The organism is Pseudomonas syringae pv. coryli str. NCPPB 4273 (assembly GCF_000972175.1).
Taxonomy (GTDB): domain Bacteria; phylum Pseudomonadota; class Gammaproteobacteria; order Pseudomonadales; family Pseudomonadaceae; genus Aquipseudomonas; species Aquipseudomonas syringae.
This window is the reverse complement of the sequence record NZ_AWQP01000011.1, coordinates 1-17,092: the sequence shown is the minus strand read 5'-3', so window position 1 is coordinate 17,092 and position 17,092 is coordinate 1. Positions and strand designations below refer to the sequence as shown.

The following is a 17,092-nucleotide window of genomic DNA, read 5'->3' as shown; positions in this document are numbered from 1 at the left end:
GCCGCTTAGGCCTCGATCACTTCAATTAATACTTCACTTTATAGGTGGGTGAATCCTCCGGCCGGTTCTCCCGCCGATCGTAGATCTTGGTCGTGCTGATGTTGGCATGACCCAGCCAGGCCTGGACCTTGGCGATATCGGCTTCATGCTCCAAGGCGTTGGTGGCTGCCGTTGCTCGGAGTCCATGAACCCCAAGGCCGTCGACCTCAATCCCGGCCTTTTTCGCGTAAGCCGTGACGACGGCATAGATGCCGTTTGCCGTGATACCGGCGCCGGTCAATTTACCTCGCAGCGGCATGAACAGTGGCACCTTCCGTTCGGCCAGATGATGCTCTGAGTTTTCCAGGTACTGATGAATACGCCCGGCTGCGATCGGGTGCAACGGGAGGTATCGCACCTTGCCGCCCTTGCCGTGAACCTTCAGATGCTGAATACCGCGGCGCTCCTGAATGTCGCTAACCTGCAGCAGCGCCGCTTCTTCACGGCGCAGTCCGTGATAGAGAAGAACAGCCAATAGCGCCCGGTCGCGCTGCCCTTTAAGTGTTGTTTCATCCGGCGCCTCGAGCAGCGCCTTCGCCTGGTGGTCACCCAACGCCGGCGTCTTGCCTTCATTGCTTTCTATCCTGGGACGTTTTACCCCATGCACTGGATTGCCGCCGGCGATCGCATTGTTCTCCAGGAGGTGATCAAAGAGGCTGGCCAGCGCGGCCAATTTGCGCCGGATCGTGGCTCCGGCCAAACCGCGATGCTCGAGCTGGGCGCGCCAGGCTAAAACATGCGATCGGGTCACGACCCGAAATTCATCGGCCGAAGCCAAGCCGACAAAACTACAGAAGTCTTCCAGGTCGTTTTGGTAAGCACGTCGTGTTCGAGGGTTGTCCAGGTTGGCAAACCACTCGACCGCGGCCGGAACCTTGGCCAGCGTCTGAAATTCGACCGACGTGAGCCGACGCTGATCATTCGTATGGTTTTTCGTCAGTTCCTGCATATTGTTCTCATCATTGGCTATCCTGCAATCGTTCTCAAAGCTTTCGGTCACAAAATCATCGCTATATCAGTCCTCCGTTGCTAAAACCGATAAACGGCAATAATTGGTGATAACGTATTTTATCACCACTAATAAGAAAAATCAGAGTGGGTCATTTTTCCACCCCAATCAATGTTCTCGATTCGGAAGGAAAAATAAAAATTGGAAAAAGACTATATTTGGTCTATATTTGGGCTTCGAATATGCGGCTTCGGCAATGCGCAAGCAGCCAAGCGTTATGCATCAGTTCCTCGGTGCAACTATGAAGGAGGTCTCAACTCATGCGAGTTGAAACAATAAGTTATCTGAAACGCAACGCAGCCGACCTGCCTCTCGATGAGCCTTTGGTTGTCACGCAAAACGGTGTCCCGGCCTACGTGGTGGAGTCTTACGCTGATCGTAAGCGCCGCGATGAGTCAATTGCCTTGGTGAAGCTTCTGGCAATCAGCTCCCGCGAGTACTCCCAAGGCAAGCACTGTTCCACTGACGAACTCAAAGCCCGACTGAGCAGGAGGTTTGCCCATAAATAAATAGGAGCATCAATGAATACGTTTGCACTGCGCTTTACCGAGGTTGCCCAGCAAAGCCTCGAAGACCAGGTCGAACACCTGGCGGTCACTCAGGGATTCTCATCAGCTGCTCAACGCATAGATACCCTGATCGATGCCATTCAGGACAAGCTCCTGTCTACCCCATTAGGCTACCCGGTCAGTCCTCAATTGAGTGAGCTGGGTGTACTGCACTATCGTGAGTTGAACACTGACGGATACCGGATATTTTACGAGGTCATGGATTCAGATGGTAATAACGTCATTGCCGTATTGCTCGTATTAGGCGGGAAACAGAGTGTGGAGCAGGCTCTCATCCGCTACTGTCTGCTTCAGCCTATTTAGTGTCTCGGTGGATAAAGACGCACCACCTAGGTTGATTTCGCTCCAGTCCAGAGCTTCGACAGCAATCTGCTAACAAAGGGACGTCTAGTAAAGACGCATTCCCTTTACATACGTCGGCTATTCTTAGGAGCTTTGGTTCGAGGCAGATATTGTTTTTGGGCCAAACTGCGTCGTTTAGTTGTCAAAAACGGTACTATGTAGGGCATCACACCCCCCATCATTGCAGCACCTAACGCCATCCCAACGAAAATGCGGGCTTCAGTAAATTCATCTGGCACCAGGCTGAGCAGTACAAAACACGTAAGCATGATGCCAAGCGAGATTTGCCAGACACGGTGATCAATCTTTGCATCACGCAGATCGAATACTGACGCTCGCACTGACTCATCCTCAAAGTTCTGAGTGGCTATCACCGTTTTGAGGTCTACTACCGGCTCGTCCCCGAATTCTGGATTTCCCAGTGGGGAAGTAATGCCTTTGGGCATAAACAATGCGAGCTGTATCTGTTCTGGCTCAGGAAAACCACTCGGCCAAGGCACCGGCCCCTTCACGCCATAGGCTTTCATTAAAGGTAGTGTCCAGCTTGGGTTGGGTATGTTCTCAACCCAGCGCCCGTCCAGTACCGCCCATGTCGCAGAGAATGCGCTTACCTGTATGCGGTAGATTGTAATTCGGGAGGGTTCTGGGTAGGTACGCTCGTAAACTCTGGCAGGTATCGATTCGACGCCTACTTCGCGCAGAAAGTCGACACGGTTCTTGCCCTCGCTAGGCACGAAAAGACCAAGTGGCTTAACCCAGGCATAGGTCGCGTCGTCTACCTTACCGTTCACCATTGCACCGAAGTCAGACAAATGATCGCGACACTTTTCTATTGCTTTTTTATCAAGGCTCTTACGGCGCCACCGCCAACTGCACCCCAGTGTGTTAGCGGTAGGTACTGAAGCAAACTGATACGACGGGCTGCCGTCGTCTGTGCGTGCGCAGGCGCGGTGAAAGGGCAAAACATAGCATATGAACGACATCGGTACGTGAGGACCATAAGCGCCATCATGTAGATCGCGAGCAAGCATACTCGCGCCGTGATCAGATACAGCACGGTCGATTAGGTATTTATTAAAGACGATAGATTGCACTGCACGATTCAGCTCTGGAGATATGTCAAGATCCATTGTGGAATGCGTCTTGGTTGAGGACGGCAGTGATGTCTCGGTCATTTATATACCTAACTGGCTATCGGAAAATGGCTTTAACTTATGGTGCTTTGGAAAAAATAAGCAAAAAGTTCAGATTGAGATTTTATATTGAGCTTGCCGTAAAAATTTCTTCGATGCACTTTCACGGTCTCTGGGGATACTGAAAGCTTTCCAGCTATTTCGCTATTTGAAAAACCGCTTAAAGCTAGTTTTAAAACATCAATCTCCCGTCCCGTGAGTTGTGGCGCAAGTTCTAGAATCTTGTCCTGCCACTGCTGAGGTCGAGAGCTTTCATTTTCTTCAGTATCAGAAGCTATACGTTGCTTCATCAAAGCTAATACCCATGGTTTAATTAACTCGAATATAGCAATATTTTCCTGGGTGAAACGACTTTTGCTTCCCATGGATAAACAAAGTGTTTTTTCAGAGTTAAGTTGAACGTTGTACTGAACTTCATCTACCGAGACAAAATGCTCAAAATATAGATGATAGTATTCTGTTTCCAAAAAGTGGGTAGGTGCAATATCCAATAGGTGAAAAAAACCGCTTTGCTGATTTTCGCGATTAGCTATATAAAAAGGGTCCAGCATGTAGAGGCCTTTGACATAGCGGTTGAGTAGTCCATCTATTTCTTCTTCATCTGCAGTATCAGGATAGCAAATTGCCTGTACTCCTTCGCTGCCAAACATTAGCACGACCCAGTTGTCAACTGGAGCGTATTCCTTTAGCAGTCTGACTAGCGAGTTCCAAAACTCAGGCCGGTTGAGCTTCTCGATTAGATTCGCTATCGATCTGTGCCAAATTTGGCCATGGAGCTGGTTTGGCATTTTCTACCCCTATCGGGTTATTTAAAACCTGACTTAATGCGTTTATATTGCGCTCTCATGGATTCGGTACCTACCGAGGGGTACTGACCAATGGCATGGAGTAGGCCTATGAAAAACGTTCGCATATTGACCCTCATGACGGCCTCTTTGTTCAGTGTTGGGTTGAATATTGCGGTCGCAAGCCCGCCAAGCGTACATCTGTACAACTGGTATGGCTTCATCGCACCCGATACTCCAGATGAATTCGAACGCGAAACCGGCAGCCAACTGCTGATTGATTCCTTCGACAGCGCCGAAATCATGCAAAGCAAGGTTATGGCTGGACGCACGGGATACGATGTAGTGGTAGCTACTTCAAACGTTTTGCCGAGCTTGATCGCTGCCGGAGTACTCCAACCTTTGGACCGTAGTCGGCTTGGCAACTGGCCACACCTTGATTCCGAAATACTGGCCAAGGTTTCCATCAATGACCCTGGAAATCGGTATGCAGTACCTTACCTTTGGGGTACTACCGGTATCGGATATGATGTTGATAAGATAAAGTCAGCGCTAGGCAATGACGCTCCGGTAGATAGCTGGGATTTGGTTTTCAAGGAAGAGAACATCAGTAAGCTCAAGCAGTGCGGTGTAGCAATGCTCGACTCTCCGAGTGAAATTATTTCGATTGCCTTGCACTACCTTGGTCTGCCTCACAACAGCAAAAACCCAGACGACTATCAGAAAGCTCAAGCCTTATTGCTAAAGATTCGTCCTTATGTACGCTATTTTGACTCATCTAAAATTGATGCTGATCTGGCTGATGGTAATATTTGTATGGTTGTAGGATGGGCAAATGGTGCGCTTGCAGCGCAAGAGTTGAATGAGAAAAACAAAACTGGACGTCGGATAGCATACTCCATCCCTCGCGAAGGCGCTTTGGTATGGTCAGAGAATATGGTGTTGTTGAAGGATGCCCCTCATCCACAAGAAGGCATGGCGTTTATAAACTACATGTTGCGCCCTGAAGTGATTGCTAAAACTTCAAATCACACCCTTTACCCTAGTGCTAATAAAGATGCAAAGCAGTTTGTAGAGCCAAAACTTAGAGATAACGCTTCGGTTTATTTGGATAAAGATACTATTAGTAGGCTTTTCCCTTTAGAGCCCCTTCCGTTGAAGCTAGAGCGAATTCGCACACGCGCTTGGGTCAAAGTGAAGAGTGGTATTTAAGCCGGAAATTTTTGCCGTGAATATTGAGTGCGTTTTGCGTAGATTCGTCTAAGTAGAACGCTCAAGTGATGGTATAGATTCGAGGACAGAATCAGCTATGACTACCTCAGTCGCTGTACTAGAAAAACCACACCGGGATGAAATCAAAGAGCTGGTACAACTCGTTAGAATGGATGAGAAATATGCTGCGTTGGTTGCAGACGGTTTCTTACCTCTAGATTTGCAATCGAGTATATATAACTTCCAGAGAAAAAGCCGTATAGAGGAGTTATCTCAAAAATATGGCCTGATTTAACGAGTTTTCAACTATTCAGACTGTGTCTTTTTGGACGGGTTATTGTATGCGATGAATTTATCGGTAAGACGGATGATTTCCTCAAGACTTTCAGGAGAATCGACCTGGTTGATTTTTTCTGAAAGTTCTTGTCGGAGCGATATCAATCGCGTGCGTAGAACATCTTGGCCACCAGGTAGCAGCTCTCCTGGAGAGACGTTGAAAACGGTTGCGATTCTTACCAACTGCTCGATGCCAGGCAGGTTTATGCCTCGTTCGTAACGTCCTATCAGCGGAGCGTCGCAGCCAATCTTTTCCGCCAAGTCCGCTTGGCTCAACGTAGAAGACTTCCGAAGGGCTTTGATTTTTGCTCCTACCACGCTCCTGAGAGTGTCCACAGTGTCTCCAAAAAAAACCAATAATTTCATCTGCTTGCGCCTTCACAAAGTCACAAATGTGTCTATTAGATACAAAAGTGTTTACTTTTTTTTCTGTTCCATCTATTTTGTTTCCTAGAAATCCGTTTCCTGATTGAGCTCCTTCGATCCAGAAGCGGATAGAGCCGGCTCTCCATGGCTCATGATTCTCCCCTGGGCCCAGCGGTTCCGGAATTCGAAAGAGCGCCTGATCAAAAGGTTCTGATTATGAAAAACTGGCACGTTTTGATGCATAATTCTGCCGTTTATCAGTCACTTATGACATTGATAGAACGGTTAGACGTTGAGGTGTATTCCCCCGTCAGAATTACCTCTCGCAAACGTACGGATCGCCCTTCGTCGATAGAAAAGGAGGTTCGTTTGTTTCCTGGCTATCTGCTGCTACGGTTCGATCCCGAGGTGACACACACCACAACCATCACAGCGTTGAATGGTGCTCATGGGTTCGTTCAGTTCGGCGGTCGAACCTGTGTTTTGCAGGACTCTACGGTAGAGAAATTAAAGGCTGCTTCGCTGATTCGATCTAACCGTTCACTCGATTGCATCGAGTTTCGCAATGTGCCGACAGAGCTAGAAAAAACGCTCCGTCTGATCATAGACATGAAATCTGAAGCTGCCCGCAGGGCGGCTTTCTTCGCGCTTCTGTCGCAGAACGCCGCGCTGGAGCGCCTTGTCGGGCGTTCTGGGACCGTTTTCTATTCGACGGTAAATGCCGCCTAGGCATTACCTATTTCCACGATTTCCCATTTCACCGCCAGGTCTCGCCTGGCGGTGTTTTTTTGCGTTCTCACAGCCCTTAGGAGTTCCCATGGCGTCATCCGAAGATGAAGCAACCACCAAGACATCAAGCGTATATATCCGACCGATCAGGGTGGAGGCGCTGAATAAAGCTGCGATACGGGTGAGCTATGAAACCCAAAGCTCCAGGCAGATTTCACCCTCGGAGCTCGCTCGGTATCTGATCGATAATTTTCTTGAAATGGCCGTTGGGCAGCTGATTGAAGACTCCAAAAAACCGGTACCCGGCAAACCTCTTACGGCCTCAGATTAAAAGGAACCTGTAATGCTCACCACCAGTGCCTTTCTGGCCCTGGCTATGCAATGCGCTCCCTCGATACACCCAGACACGCTGACCCCCATCGTCAAGACAGAATCCTCCTTCAATCCCTATGCCATCGGCGTGAGCGGCAAAGTGTTGCCGCGTCAACCGCAGAGCCTGGATGAAGCCGTATTGGCGGTGAAAAAGCTGGTCGCAGAGGGCGCTGACTTCAGCATCGGCCTGGGCCAAATCAACCGGCAGCATTTCGATGTCAGCCGACCCGAACCTGTGTTCGAACCCTGCACCAACTTGCGCATGGCAGCGCGAGAGCTACAGGCCTGCTATGTAAAGGCCAGAAAAACCGATCCTGATGTGCAAAGCGCTTTGCACAAAGCCATTTCCTGTTACTACAGCGGCAACCCCAAACGTGGCTTTAAGGCCGAGGCCGAATTTGGTGGCAGCAGCCACGTGCAACGTGTGTTGGCCAATGCAGGCACGACCACCGTGACGGTCCCTGCGCTGGAAGGCGGATCACCTGAACCGAACAAGCACCAGCGCGCTCAGGCCCCTGCGTCCACCGTTGATCCGACCTACGAAAGCTGGGACGTACTGCGCCAGTACCCGCGCTATCTGCCACCGGCACCACCGTCTGTTCCTGCTCCACCCACTGCTCCAGCTTCACCAGCTGTATCCCCTGAAGAACCCTCAACTCCCCCCAAAGAGGATCAATGATGATCAAACGTACCCTTGTGCCTAATAAAGGCGAGCTGGGCATTTTGCTTGTGGCCTTGGCTTGCCTGCCTGGCATCGCCTCCGCCGACTGGCTCAGCACGCTGAACCAGTGGGGCAGCAATATCCGCCTTGGCCTCTACACCCTGGCGGGCACACTGGGCCTGTGTTGCCTGATCTGGTCAGGTGCCCAATGGCTGATTGCTCGCTCCACGGGCGACCGCTCGCACACCTTCATGGACTACTTGCAGTCGATGGGTGTGTTACTGGTGGTCGGAGGCTCGGTGGCCTTGGGCACAGCTGCCTGGCAGGTGTTCGGCACTGGCGTGCCGGGTTGATCAGGAGCGCTTATGGCCAGTAACGAAGTACTCAAGAAACTGACCTTCGAAAGCTACAACGCCATGAGTCGGCCTGCGATGTTCTGGAACATTCCCATCATGCCCATGGTGGGGTTGCTAATGGGCGGCTTGGTCTTCGGTGTTGCCGCGACGTTCCTGCTGTCCTGGGTGTGGGGCCTGGTCGCTGCCTCCCCATTCCTGATTGCCCTCATCGCCTTGAGGGTCGTGGGCCTAATCGATCCTCAGTATTTGCGCCGTATCCGCTTCGCACGGCGGCGTCTCTGGCTGAACCTCAAGTACGGCAAACCGTTGTTGCTGACCCCTTTTAATCCGCAATGGAGCGAATTCTATGGCGCACGATTTTCACACAAGCGTTATGCCCCCGGAAAAGAAAGTGCCATTGATGCGCTATCCGGTCCACGAACACATGGTGACCCTACCCGGCAATCGCCTGGTGAGCCTGATCCAGTTAAAGGGGGTTTCCAGTGAAACCCGCAGTGATAACGAACTGATCCAACTGTTTCATAACCTCAACCGCTACTTCCTGGCCCTGGGCAAAAAGGAAGGCAAGCACCTGATGCTGCAAACCTACATCACCAAGACAGGCATCGAGCTGGACACGCAATACACTTTGCCGCTGCCCGCGCTGCAGGACTTCGTGGACGCTTACACCGCACCCTTTCGCAACGGCACCTTCTTCCAGGTCGGGTACAGCATTGCCCTGATCCTCAAGTACCGCGAGGTTGATGAAGGGATCGAGCGTATGAGCGACCTGTTGTCACTTTCCTCTACGTTGCTGGCCGAATATGACCCGGTCATCATGGGCCTTGAGGAAAGCGAACACGGTGCATTGTTCTCGCAGATCGGGCGCTACTTCAGCCTGTTGATCAACGGGCACGAAAAAGACGTGCTGGTCAGCGACACCCGCTTGGGTGACGCGATCATTGATAGCGTCACCAACTTCGAAAACTACGATTTTGTCGAGAACCGGCCCAATCGGGGTGGCCAGCGTTTCGCGACTACCTTTGACCTGCGCGACTACCCCAGTGGCGGTACCTACCCCGGTATGTGGGACGAGGCCATCGAGCAGCAGTTCGAGTTCACCCTGGTGCAAACGTTTCTGTTCGAAGACCGTAACAAGGCCAAGGACAAATTCAAAAAGCACGTGGCGGATCTGGGTTCGGTCGAGCGCGATTCAAAGCAAACCGAAGAGCTTGAAAATGCCATCGATGCCATCACCCTGGGCGACAAGGCGTTTGGTCGTTATCACGCCTCGCTGATCGTCTACGGCAACACCCCGGACCAGGCCATCGAGAACGGCACGAAAATGGCGTCGGTGTTCACGGTGCGTGACGCGACCTTTGTGCGTTCGACCATGAGCAACATCGACACCTGGTACACGCAGTTCCCCGGTGTGACCGAGGCCATGTACCCGATGATGAAGTCGACCGAGAACCTGGCGTGCAGCTTTTCCCTGCACTCCACTCCCACTGGCAAGGTCAAGGGCAACCCCATCGGTGATGGAACGGGCGTGATGCCGGTGCTGACGGTCAACAAGGCCTTATATGTGCTCAACGTGCATGACAGCCCACCCGGCCAGAACAACCTCGGTGAAATGCTGCCAGGTCATGCGGTTTACACAGGCCAAACGGGGGTGGGTAAAACCACCGCTGAGGCCATCCTGCTGACCTTTCTCAGCCGCTTCGATCCGCTGATTTTCAGCATCGACTACAACGAGTCTTTGAGACATCTGCTGTGTGGGTTGGGTGCCGAGTATTACACCGTGCAGCCTGGGCACTTCACCGGCGTCAACCCGTTTCAGTTTCACGACCGTCCTGGGTTGCGGCAAATGCTGAATGATCTGGTGCTGTGCTGCGCCGGTGGTCCAGCGAAGACCGATGAAGCCGACCAGCGCACGATCAAGGATTCGGTCGAAGCGGTCATGGCGCATACCAATGTGCGACTTCGGGGCATGTCGCTGCTGCTGCAAAACATCCCCCATCGGGGTGGCAATTGCCTGCACACCCGGCTGTCGAAATGGTGCCGTTTGGCCGGTGAAGGCCGCGAAGGTCAGTACGCCTGGGTTCTGGACTCGCCGATCAACCAGTTCAATGCGCAGACTTACCGGCGTCTGGCCTTTGACTGCACGCAGTTGCTCAAAAACGACTACGCCGAGAAGCACCCTGAAGTCATGGAAGCGTTTCTGAACACGTTGTTCTACATGAAACGCGAAATGCACGAAGCCCGCCCCGGCAATCTGCTGTTGAACGTGGTGGCCGAGTATTGGGCACCGCTGTCGTTCAAAAGCACGGCGGACGCAATCAAAGAGGTCCTGCAGAGCGGACGCATGCGCGGGGAAATCCTGATCATGGACACCCAGTACCCCGAGCAAGCACTGGCGACGCCTTACGCAGCAGCCGTCATTCAACAAGTGACAACGCCTATCTGGCTCCCAAACAAGAAAGCCCAGGCCGAGAGCTACGCCAAGTTCGGCGTCACCGGCAAGGTGTTTGAGGCCGTGCGTGATATGGGACCGCTGAGCCGGGAAATGGTGGTGCAACAGGGGCACCAGACGGTGAAGCTGAAAATGGAGCTGGACGGCCCGCTCAAGTATTGGTTGCCGCTGTTATCCGCCACTCAAAAGAACCTGGCAGTGGCTGAGCGTATTCGGCAACACCTAGGCACGACCGATCCCATGGTCTGGGTCGATGCGTTCCTGGTGGCCGAGGCCGTGCGCCAATGGTTGAACACCGACGATCCCGCTGTATGGCTGCCGGCGTTCGACTACGCCGAAAACCTGCGCCAATCCATGAACACGCGAGATGCACAGCGCTGGCTACCGACCTTTCAAAAAGGCTGGAAAGCCCTTCAGGAACACAACGAAATCGAGGATGCGTCATGAAAAAGAACGTGATTGCTTACGCGCTGAGCGCGCTCATGTTGACCGCTGCCCTGCCTGCTGCTCACGCAGCAGTACCAGGTGTGCCAGTCTTGGATCCGTCCAACCTGCTCGCGTTGAAGGCGAATGCGTTGGCCCAGGCCAAGCAGGCAATGGACGCGCTGACGACGGCCAAGGACGCCATCCGCGAGACCGCGCAGCAGTACAACCACTACAAGAGCATCATCACCGGCAACGACATGCTAGGTGGGTTCCTGAACGACCCCGGCTTGAACAAGGTGATGCCCATGGGGGACTGGGCCGATGTCTACGGCACGGCACGGGACATCGCCAGTTTGCGTGACCGCTACGGCTTAACCTCAGATAATGCCAGCGTGCAGGCGAAATTCGACCAGATGATGTCGGCTGCCGATGCGCTGGAGCGCAATTACAACGCCAGCACCGAACGGGTGAAGAACGCCGAGCTGTTACGTGCCCGGTTGAATGAGGTGACGACCCCACAGCAGAAGGAGGATTTACAGTTGCGTTACCAGCAGGAGCTGATCGAACAGCAAAACCAGCAGATGCGGCTGGCCAACATGCAGATGCTTCAGCAACAGCAAGAGAAAATGGAAAATGAAAAGCGGGCACAGGCGTTTAGTGATTACATGAAGGGTAAAACTAGCGTGCGGCCTAGCTACGATTGATTAACTACCGAGTTCACAAGGGAATATGACCTATGTTTAATAAATTGAGTGCTGTAATTTGTTTGTTGCTGTTTGCGTTGGCACTGTCCGGTTGTAGTGATGATAAAGGACAAGGATTTGTTGGGCGGTGGACTGGAGAAAATATCAAAAGGATGGGCAAGCCAAGCTTTGTAATGGATATCTCAAAAGATGGAGAAATATTTCATATAAACCTTGAAACAACAGATGATATTTTGGGGCATGGAAAAAGAGAAAAAAGCATGCAGATGTTCGAAGCCAAAGCAGACGCGGACAGTGTCCTAAGCATTGCTGGTGGTCTTGCAACCATGCGCTTGGAAGGTAATGTCATCTATTTTGATAACACCACCTATACCCGATCAAAATAGTGGAGGCGGCATGGACGTAACAAAAATAGCCCAGACGTTGTTTGGTTTCGTTGATGCCGCTCTGCAAAGTGCCTTGGTCACTGGGATGGCCAAGGTGATGCTTGGGCTTGGAGCGCTCTTTGGAACCATGTGGTTGATCCACTTCACGCTTCGAAATATTCAGTGGTTGTACCGGGGCATGAATGTCGCTTTTGAAGATGTAGCGAAAGAAATTGCGAAAATGGCATTCATTGCAGCGTGTGCGTTTAACCTGGAGTGGTACGTTCAGACGATTGTGCCCTTTGTCACCGGCTTTCCAAATTGGATGGGGGGGATTATGTCTGGCCAAGAGGGCGAGCAAACTAATCAGATCGACAGTTTGATTGTTGTATATGCTTCGAACCTAGAAGCCCTGATCGGGGCTATGGAATTCAATATCGTCACAACCAGCTTTGCTAAAATTTGGCTGGGCATTCAGGGCGTGGTGTTTTACGTTCTTGGAGGTATCCCGTTCTTGCTCGCCGCCGTCGCCACACTTTTTGTACTAAAGGTGTCTACTACGGCTATTGTGGCAGTAGGGCCTTTGTTCATTGCCTTTCTACTGTTCGATCAGACCAAACAGTACTTCTGGGGTTGGGTATCAGCCATCGCAGGTTTTATGTTGGCTCAGGTACTTATTTCAGTCGTCCTTGCTATAGAAATTGGCTTCATCAATACCGTGATGATTACCGGTGGAGAGTTGAATACAACTCTGCAGGGGAATATCACTATTCTGGTTGTCTTTTGCACGTTCACAGCACTTGTCATCGAACTGCCAGGGCAAGCAGCTTCCATCATGGGAGGTGGTCCCTCCGGAGGCGGAATAGCCAGCAGAATATCAGGATTTGGTGCAGCAAAAGGCATGACTCGCGGTGTCGCCGCTGGCATTTCCAAGCTGCGGGGAGGACGCAACAACATCAAGTAGCATAATGCTTTACCGGCTGCGCCCTCTTTCTACTCGCAACACCCTCGCTTCTCTCAGGTACTCCACTATGAATTTCAAACTTGCTTTGAGCGGGCTGCTTTCGGCTGCCTTGCTGTCCGGGTGTGGCTCTGCACCCAAACTTTCCGAACCGGAAGGGCAGTGGGAAGACATGCCCTTCACCCACAAGCCTGCACCTGCGCCAGCAGCGGTGATAACTGCTCCGCGCCCCGTGCCCGGCCGGGTACAGCCAGCGGCAAGCCCCGCTACCCAGGATTCGCCGCTCAAGACTACCCAGCAAAAGCGCCCGGTAACCGCCTCCCCGGCAAAGCCTGCCGAGGCCCCGCCCAACGACTTTAAATGCTCCGCGAACTGATCCGCGCAGCGCGTGTTTGTCCAGGTTTAGGTGACTTATGAGAAAGCTACGAAAATCCAAACAGGACGTGATCGACCAGGAGCGGCAACTGGCCGCCCGTACCAGCATCGATGCGGCTACAGCAAAAGAAATCAGCCTGGCCGAACAGGCATTTATCCATGCAGCGCGGTTTTTCGAGGAACACATCGCTGCCGATGAAAAGGCCAAGACCAAACGAGCAACGCGGTTGAATTATGTGTTCGGGGCAATTGCCGTCATGTCAGTCGCCGCCGTGATGGGCCTGACCCCGCTCAAGACCGTAGAACTTGGCCTTGTACGTGTAGACAGAAACTCCGGCTACACGGACGTGGTGTGGGCCGATGACAAAGGCAAGCCACCGGAGCAGATCGATGACGAGTTCTGGCTTTCTACCTATACGCGCTTTCGCGAGAGCTACAACTTTTCGAGTAACGATGCCAATTACGGCATGGTCAAGTTGATGTCATATGACGAGACCTTTGCCGAGTACCGCAACTTCCAATTGTCCTCCAAAGGCTATCTGGAAGTGCTGGGGACCAACCGGCAGATACGCACTGATATCAACAATATCAACTTCCTGGAACGCAAAGACCGGGAAGGCACCGCCCAGGTGCGGATCACTAAAACCGTGCTGGACCGCAATGGCGTCCCCGATCCTCAGCTGCACCCTGTGACCTGGGTGGCCACAGTGACCTACGACTACAAAAACCCCGCAAAAAAAGCCGGTGACCAGTGGCTGAACCCCCGTGGCTTCGGGATCAAGGCCTACACAATGACCCAGGAAGTGGGGGTGTCCAATGGTAAATAAAGCCGCTTCAGGCCTCACCGCCTTGTTGCTTCTTACGTCCGGTCTGCCCGCCTCTGCCGAGAGCATGGGTACCGGCTCGGCACTGGACCGGCGCGTGCAGACCGCTGTTTACAGCCCGGACAACGTGTACCGCATCCAGGCCTCGGTGGGTCGTACCTCGCTGGTTCAGCTTCCGGCCAACGAGACGATCAATGAGGCCTCGGGCTTGATGGTGTCAGGCGATCCAAAAGCCTGGTCCATCGGTCCGAATAAGGCCGGTAACTTGGTGGCCATCAAACCCATCACCGACCAGGAGCCCAATACCAACCTGGTGATCAACACCAATCGGCACACTTACCTGTTGGAACTGAAACTGGTGAACCGGGCTGCGGACATGACTTACGCGCTGCGCTTCACCTACCCCGCGCCGCCGAAAAAGACCGGCGATGTACGCCGTGACCTCGGCAATCCCTGCGACGGCCCGGTGCAAAACGGCCCCTATCAAAAGCGCTCGAACGCAGAGAGCAAGTCCATAGGGCCGTATGAGGGCTGGGACAACGGCATGCTGACCTGCTTCCGCTTTACCGGCAATGGCCCTCGTCCGACGCTGTACCAGGTTCTACCAGACGGCACCGAAACGGTGGCCGACATGCACAATGAACAGAACGTGGTCGTGGTGCATGGGGTCAGCCGATTGTTTCGTTTTCGCCTTAACGGCCTGCTTGTAGAGGCCCGGCCTACTGCCCAGGTGAACACGGGGTACAACTTCAACGGGACCACCACCGGCGAGATTCGGGAGCTCAAGCATGCAGAACAATGACAATGACCAAACTCCGGAGAGCACACCAGGGTCGGACAGCATAGGGCCGCCCGAGCCAGCAGCGATCTCGGAACATGCCCCGGCATCCGAGCAAGCCAGCACCCAGGCCCGTGGGGCCTTTGATATACGGGCCAAACGCACAGGAGATACCCAAAATAAGAAGACGCTTTATTTGGGCCTGGTCGGGCTAGTGTTTTTAGGTCTGCTGGGGATTGCCGGACTCTGGTACTTCACCATTTCCCAGATGAAAACCACCGGCTCCGAGGTCGATGAAACCAAGGTCAAGAAGGACGCGACCCTGGACGTGAATCTGGGCAGCGACGACAGCATGAAAAAGGCTCGGGAGGCCAAGCTGGCCGCCGACAAAGCAGCCGAGGAAAACAAAGCGCGGGAGGAAAGAGAGCGATTGGCGAAAGAGCAAAAGGATAAAGAAGACGCCAATCGTGGGAAGACCGGTCAAGGCCTCGCCGCGAGTGCGCCGCCACCGCCTGGCGCGACCGGCCAGCCCCAACCCGTGGTGCTGACTCCCCGGCAGCGCAAGCTAGGCGTAGAGCTGTTCGTCACCTCGGAAGATGCGATGGGCACCGGCGCTGCGGATACACAGCCGCAACAGCCGTCCACCAATCAGCCCTCCGGGATGCCTTCACTACTGGACGGTATTCCTGGCGGATCGAGCGGCGACCTGGGCGGTGAATCGTCCAGTAGAAAACGCAGCAGCCTGAGCAACCTAGGCGGCACCACCTTTACCCCGGCCAGGGCGTACCTGGCACCGAACCGCAAGTACCTGGTCAGCCACAACACCTACACGCGCTGCGCGCTATACACCGAAATCATCAGCACTCACCCAGGGATGGTGGATTGTCGCCTAACCGATCCGCTGTATTCCGCTGATGGCTCCACGGTGATTGCGGCTGCAGGTGACAAGCTCACCGGTGAACAGACGGTTGAGGTTGGGCCAGGCGAAACCAGCGTGTTCACCACCTGGACCGAAATCGAAACCCAATCGGGTGTGCGGGCCAAGATTGACAGCTTGGGTGCAGGCCCCATGGGAGCCAGCGGGACCGAAGCCTGGATTGATCGTCACTACATGCAGCGCTTTGGCGGTGCGGTGATGTTGTCGTTCATCCAGGACGCGCTTCAGGCCGCGTCCAACACGACGCAGAAAAGCTCGGGGTCTGGAGGTTACACGGTGAACAACAGCGAGCAGAACGTGGAGAGCATGGCCAACAAGGCGCTGGACAGCACCATCAACATTCCGGACACCGGGAAACTGCTTCCAGGCACGGTCATCACCGTCATCGTGGCCCGCGACATCGACTTTTCATCGGTTTTCGAGAACCGCTAAGGAGTATTCATGACGCAAGAACAAGGACTCACCGAAGATACCCTGGTCCTGGACTTCCTCGACCAGGCAGGCGTCACTGAGCGCCTGAATCGTCAGGGCACCAAGGACGTGGCCATCAACCGGCCTTACGAGCTGTGGGTGGACGGTCCAAACGGCTGGCAATACGAGGAAGCGCCTTGGCTCACTTACAACCTGTGCTGGCGGCTGGCCAATGCGCTCTGCGCGCTGAACTACCGCGTGCTGGCCCCTCATTCACCGATTCACACGGTGGAGCTGCCTGGCGGGGAGCGGGGCCAGATTGTCATGGCCCCGGCATGCGAAAAGGGAACTCTGTCGACCACGTTTCGAAAACCCTCTTTGGATCGCTTCACCCACATGGATTACGTCAACAGTGGCCGCTATGACCGGGCCAGGGCCATCGCTTCACCGATACTTACCCTGAAAGACTGGCAGCGCGACATGCAGGAGGCCCATGCGGCTGGCCACTGGCACCGGTTCATGGAAATCGCCATCGCCCATCGGCAAAACATCATCATCTTTGGCGGTCCTGGCTCGGGTAAAACCACCTACGGCAAGTCGCTGATCGACATGTTTCCGGTCAACCGCCGCATGATCACTATCCAGGAAATACTGGAGGATCCCATGCCCTTCCATCCCAACCATGTGCATCTGCTCTATGGCCATGTGGTGACGCCCAAAGCCTTGGTGGCCAGCGCGCTACGGATGAAGCCCGACCACCTGTTTCTGGCCGAGCTGACGGGTGACGAGGTGTGGCATTTCATCGAGATTCTAAACACCGGCACCAAGGGCACAGTGACCACCGCGCATGCCAACGACAGTGAAGCTGGCTATGCCCGTGTGTGCGGCCT

22 protein-coding genes are annotated in these 17,092 nt (G+C 53.6%); 18 read left to right on the top strand and 4 right to left on the bottom strand.

Features of this window, described 5'->3' with window-relative positions:
* Positions 1-25: 25 nt before the first annotated feature.
* The gene (locus P406_RS07025) at positions 26-988 is read right to left on the bottom strand and encodes a tyrosine-type recombinase/integrase (protein WP_010924794.1); all 963 of its coding nucleotides are present in this window, start codon (positions 986-988) and stop codon (positions 26-28) included.
* A 320-nt stretch (positions 989-1,308) separates the two neighbouring features.
* Between P406_RS07025 and P406_RS07020 the strand changes: the two genes are divergently transcribed.
* Together P406_RS07020 and P406_RS07015 are read left to right on the top strand one after the other, a co-directional pair.
* Positions 1,309-1,557 carry a type II toxin-antitoxin system prevent-host-death family antitoxin gene (locus P406_RS07020; RefSeq protein ID WP_003436790.1) on the top strand — a complete coding sequence of 83 codons (249 nt, stop codon included), beginning with the start codon at positions 1,309-1,311 and terminating at the stop codon, positions 1,555-1,557.
* Between the two features lie 12 nt (positions 1,558-1,569).
* On the top strand, positions 1,570-1,920 hold the full coding sequence (locus P406_RS07015; RefSeq protein WP_046235778.1) for a type II toxin-antitoxin system RelE/ParE family toxin: 351 nt from the start codon (positions 1,570-1,572) through the stop codon (positions 1,918-1,920).
* A 104-nt stretch (positions 1,921-2,024) separates the two neighbouring features.
* On the opposite strand, the gene P406_RS07010 is transcribed toward P406_RS07015, so the two are convergent.
* On the bottom strand, positions 2,025-3,134 hold the full coding sequence (locus P406_RS07010; RefSeq protein ID WP_046235777.1) for a hypothetical protein: 1,110 nt from the start codon (positions 3,132-3,134) through the stop codon (positions 2,025-2,027).
* Between the two features lie 32 nt (positions 3,135-3,166).
* On the bottom strand, positions 3,167-3,940 hold the full coding sequence (locus tag P406_RS07005) for a helix-turn-helix domain-containing protein (RefSeq protein WP_046235776.1): 774 nt from the start codon (positions 3,938-3,940) through the stop codon (positions 3,167-3,169).
* Between the two features lie 108 nt (positions 3,941-4,048).
* Between P406_RS07005 and P406_RS07000 the strand changes: the two genes are divergently transcribed.
* Together P406_RS07000 and P406_RS06995 are read left to right on the top strand one after the other, a co-directional pair.
* Positions 4,049-5,149 (top strand): polyamine ABC transporter substrate-binding protein, encoded by a 1,101-nt coding sequence (locus P406_RS07000; protein WP_046235775.1) that lies wholly within the window; start codon positions 4,049-4,051, stop codon positions 5,147-5,149.
* Between the two features lie 97 nt (positions 5,150-5,246).
* On the top strand, positions 5,247-5,444 hold the full coding sequence (locus P406_RS06995) for a hypothetical protein (RefSeq protein WP_046235774.1): 198 nt from the start codon (positions 5,247-5,249) through the stop codon (positions 5,442-5,444).
* A gap of 11 nt (positions 5,445-5,455) precedes the next feature.
* On the opposite strand, the gene P406_RS06990 is transcribed toward P406_RS06995, so the two are convergent.
* On the bottom strand, positions 5,456-5,851 hold the full coding sequence (locus tag P406_RS06990) for a helix-turn-helix domain-containing protein (protein WP_046235773.1): 396 nt from the start codon (positions 5,849-5,851) through the stop codon (positions 5,456-5,458).
* A 216-nt stretch (positions 5,852-6,067) separates the two neighbouring features.
* On the opposite strand from P406_RS06990, the gene P406_RS06985 reads away from it, so the two are divergent.
* The 14 genes from P406_RS06985 to virB11 all read left to right on the top strand — a co-directional run.
* The gene (locus tag P406_RS06985; protein WP_046235805.1) at positions 6,068-6,580 is read left to right on the top strand and encodes a transcription termination/antitermination NusG family protein; all 513 of its coding nucleotides are present in this window, start codon (positions 6,068-6,070) and stop codon (positions 6,578-6,580) included.
* Between the two features lie 88 nt (positions 6,581-6,668).
* Complete coding sequence (locus P406_RS06980) at positions 6,669-6,911, top strand: hypothetical protein (protein WP_046235772.1); 243 nt, start codon at positions 6,669-6,671, stop codon at positions 6,909-6,911.
* Positions 6,912-6,923: 12 nt separating this feature from the next.
* Positions 6,924-7,631 (top strand): lytic transglycosylase domain-containing protein, encoded by a 708-nt coding sequence (locus tag P406_RS06975; protein WP_046235771.1) that lies wholly within the window; start codon positions 6,924-6,926, stop codon positions 7,629-7,631.
* Positions 7,631-7,966, top strand: a complete 336-nt coding sequence (locus P406_RS06970) for a hypothetical protein (protein ID WP_046235804.1) — start codon at positions 7,631-7,633, stop codon at positions 7,964-7,966. Before P406_RS06975 ends, P406_RS06970 begins: the two co-directional genes overlap by 1 nt.
* Positions 7,967-7,978: 12 nt before the next feature.
* On the top strand, positions 7,979-8,455 hold the full coding sequence (locus tag P406_RS06965; protein WP_040118647.1) for a VirB3 family type IV secretion system protein: 477 nt from the start codon (positions 7,979-7,981) through the stop codon (positions 8,453-8,455).
* Positions 8,370-10,868 (top strand): VirB4 family type IV secretion system protein, encoded by a 2,499-nt coding sequence (locus tag P406_RS06960; protein ID WP_231662319.1) that lies wholly within the window; start codon positions 8,370-8,372, stop codon positions 10,866-10,868. Before P406_RS06965 ends, P406_RS06960 begins: the two co-directional genes overlap by 86 nt.
* Positions 10,865-11,551 (top strand): P-type DNA transfer protein VirB5, encoded by a 687-nt coding sequence (virB5, locus tag P406_RS06955; protein ID WP_046235769.1) that lies wholly within the window; start codon positions 10,865-10,867, stop codon positions 11,549-11,551. The genes P406_RS06960 and virB5 overlap by 4 nt, the downstream gene beginning before the upstream one ends.
* Before the next feature lie 32 nt (positions 11,552-11,583).
* The gene (locus P406_RS06950) at positions 11,584-11,937 is read left to right on the top strand and encodes a hypothetical protein (RefSeq protein ID WP_046235768.1); all 354 of its coding nucleotides are present in this window, start codon (positions 11,584-11,586) and stop codon (positions 11,935-11,937) included.
* Positions 11,938-11,947: 10 nt separating this feature from the next.
* Positions 11,948-12,880 (top strand): TrbL/VirB6 family protein, encoded by a 933-nt coding sequence (locus P406_RS06945; RefSeq protein ID WP_046235767.1) that lies wholly within the window; start codon positions 11,948-11,950, stop codon positions 12,878-12,880.
* 67 nt (positions 12,881-12,947) lie between these two features.
* Positions 12,948-13,253: a conjugal transfer protein gene (locus tag P406_RS27260; RefSeq protein WP_082100731.1), complete on the top strand. Its 306-nt coding sequence runs from the start codon at positions 12,948-12,950 to the stop codon at positions 13,251-13,253.
* A 37-nt stretch (positions 13,254-13,290) separates the two neighbouring features.
* Entirely contained in the window at positions 13,291-14,079 is a 789-nt protein-coding gene (locus tag P406_RS06940) for a VirB8 family type IV secretion system protein (protein WP_046235766.1), read from the top strand.
* Positions 14,069-14,878: a TrbG/VirB9 family P-type conjugative transfer protein gene (locus P406_RS06935; RefSeq protein WP_046235765.1), complete on the top strand. Its 810-nt coding sequence runs from the start codon at positions 14,069-14,071 to the stop codon at positions 14,876-14,878. Before P406_RS06940 ends, P406_RS06935 begins: the two co-directional genes overlap by 11 nt.
* Positions 14,865-16,223: a TrbI/VirB10 family protein gene (locus P406_RS06930; RefSeq protein ID WP_046235764.1), complete on the top strand. Its 1,359-nt coding sequence runs from the start codon at positions 14,865-14,867 to the stop codon at positions 16,221-16,223. Before P406_RS06935 ends, P406_RS06930 begins: the two co-directional genes overlap by 14 nt.
* 9 nt (positions 16,224-16,232) lie before the next feature.
* A partial coding sequence (virB11, locus tag P406_RS06925; protein ID WP_046235763.1) for a P-type DNA transfer ATPase VirB11 occupies positions 16,233-17,092 on the top strand: 860 nt, incomplete at its 3' end.

Bases quoted from the DNA above. Each gene is read 5' to 3' on its own strand.
- P406_RS07025 (WP_010924794.1), bottom strand. From the start codon at position 988: ATGCAGGAACTGACGAAAAACCATACGAATGATCAGCGTCGGCTCACG.
- P406_RS07020 (WP_003436790.1), top strand. From the start codon at position 1,309: ATGCGAGTTGAAACAATAAGTTATCTGAAACGCAACGCAGCCGACCTG.
- P406_RS07015 (WP_046235778.1), top strand. From the start codon at position 1,570: ATGAATACGTTTGCACTGCGCTTTACCGAGGTTGCCCAGCAAAGCCTC.
- P406_RS07010 (WP_046235777.1), bottom strand. From the start codon at position 3,134: ATGACCGAGACATCACTGCCGTCCTCAACCAAGACGCATTCCACAATG.
- P406_RS07005 (WP_046235776.1), bottom strand. From the start codon at position 3,940: ATGCCAAACCAGCTCCATGGCCAAATTTGGCACAGATCGATAGCGAAT.
- P406_RS07000 (WP_046235775.1), top strand. From the start codon at position 4,049: ATGAAAAACGTTCGCATATTGACCCTCATGACGGCCTCTTTGTTCAGT.
- P406_RS06995 (WP_046235774.1), top strand. From the start codon at position 5,247: ATGACTACCTCAGTCGCTGTACTAGAAAAACCACACCGGGATGAAATC.
- P406_RS06990 (WP_046235773.1), bottom strand. From the start codon at position 5,851: ATGAAATTATTGGTTTTTTTTGGAGACACTGTGGACACTCTCAGGAGC.
- P406_RS06985 (WP_046235805.1), top strand. From the start codon at position 6,068: ATGAAAAACTGGCACGTTTTGATGCATAATTCTGCCGTTTATCAGTCA.
- P406_RS06980 (WP_046235772.1), top strand. From the start codon at position 6,669: ATGGCGTCATCCGAAGATGAAGCAACCACCAAGACATCAAGCGTATAT.
- P406_RS06975 (WP_046235771.1), top strand. From the start codon at position 6,924: ATGCTCACCACCAGTGCCTTTCTGGCCCTGGCTATGCAATGCGCTCCC.
- P406_RS06970 (WP_046235804.1), top strand. From the start codon at position 7,631: ATGATCAAACGTACCCTTGTGCCTAATAAAGGCGAGCTGGGCATTTTG.
- P406_RS06965 (WP_040118647.1), top strand. From the start codon at position 7,979: ATGGCCAGTAACGAAGTACTCAAGAAACTGACCTTCGAAAGCTACAAC.
- P406_RS06960 (WP_231662319.1), top strand. From the start codon at position 8,370: ATGCGCTATCCGGTCCACGAACACATGGTGACCCTACCCGGCAATCGC.
- virB5 (WP_046235769.1), top strand. From the start codon at position 10,865: ATGAAAAAGAACGTGATTGCTTACGCGCTGAGCGCGCTCATGTTGACC.
- P406_RS06950 (WP_046235768.1), top strand. From the start codon at position 11,584: ATGTTTAATAAATTGAGTGCTGTAATTTGTTTGTTGCTGTTTGCGTTG.
- P406_RS06945 (WP_046235767.1), top strand. From the start codon at position 11,948: ATGGACGTAACAAAAATAGCCCAGACGTTGTTTGGTTTCGTTGATGCC.
- P406_RS27260 (WP_082100731.1), top strand. From the start codon at position 12,948: ATGAATTTCAAACTTGCTTTGAGCGGGCTGCTTTCGGCTGCCTTGCTG.
- P406_RS06940 (WP_046235766.1), top strand. From the start codon at position 13,291: ATGAGAAAGCTACGAAAATCCAAACAGGACGTGATCGACCAGGAGCGG.
- P406_RS06935 (WP_046235765.1), top strand. From the start codon at position 14,069: ATGGTAAATAAAGCCGCTTCAGGCCTCACCGCCTTGTTGCTTCTTACG.
- P406_RS06930 (WP_046235764.1), top strand. From the start codon at position 14,865: ATGCAGAACAATGACAATGACCAAACTCCGGAGAGCACACCAGGGTCG.